Annotated in this window: 1 protein-coding gene; it reads right to left on the bottom strand. The window is 42.3% G+C overall.

The features are described from left to right. On the bottom strand, positions 1-959 hold a 959-nt coding region (locus tag AC15IQ_RS15315; RefSeq protein ID WP_483180363.1), incomplete at its 3' end, for a transposase. Between the last annotated feature and the right edge of the window lie 81 nt (positions 960-1,040).

Genomic DNA, 1,040 nt, shown 5'->3' with positions numbered 1-1,040 from the left:
TGCTTGGCTACATAGGTCTCTATGTGGTTTTTCTCGCATTCGATTAGATCATTGGTTGAGTAGTATCCTTTATCGGCCAATACTTTAATTTGGTCTACTTCCAATACTTCTTTGGCCTGCTTAGCCATATTGCTTAGCTGCCCTTGGTCAGCTGGATTGTTTATGACTTCACTGTCTACCACTAGCTTATGCTTTTGGTCTACCGCCGTTTGTACATTGTAGCTGACTTCTACTCCGTTATTATTAACAGCCATTAGCCGAGCATCTGGATCAGTGGTCGATACTTCTGTAGCCCCGGTTTGCTCCATATGCTGTTTCATGGCGGTATATTTACCTTTACGGCTTTCTAGTTCTTCTATGCGCCTCTGGATCTCTTCAGCACTGGGGATATGGATATCGGCTTCGTCCTGGTCGTTGCTATCTAATTCATTAAAGTAGCCGTTAATTTTTTCGTCAATATATTTTAAGTGTCTTTGTAACTTCTTTTGGTTGTAATTATTGCGCTTGGAATTGCTGGCTCGGAACTTGGAACCATCGATAGCTATGACCTCTTTGCCATACAAGTCCCAGTCTTTGCATAACAGGGTGAACTGTTTGAAGACTCCTTTTAGGGCTTTGGGGTTATCTTTCCTAAAATCAGCTATTGTCTTAAAGTCGGGTTTTAGCTTCCGTAATAACCATAACAACTCAAGATTCCGACCGGCTTCGGTCTCTAGCCTCCGAGATGATCTAACCCGATTTAGATAACCATACAAGTAGAGCTTTAACAAGTCCCTAGGATCATATGGAGGTCTACCAGTATTTTTCGGCTCCGCTTTTTGGAACCCGAGGTCCTTCATGTACAACGAATTAACGAATGCTTCAATTACCCTAACTGGATTATCAGTTGATATATAGTCATCGACCGCTTCAGGAAAAAGGGTGATCTGCATGCGGTCTTCGCCCTTAATGTAGGCCATTATTCCACCTCGCTATCACCCTATCATTCGACTTTTATATGTTTTTTTCCTTTTTCTGCGGACTAGTTTTCACACAGTCTG

The organism is Syntrophomonas sp. DTU019 (genome assembly GCA_913757435.1).
Taxonomy (GTDB): Bacteria; Bacillota; Syntrophomonadia; order Syntrophomonadales; family Syntrophomonadaceae; genus DTU019.
Note: the sequence above shows the minus strand (reverse complement) of the source record. Positions and strands in the feature narration are given on the sequence as shown.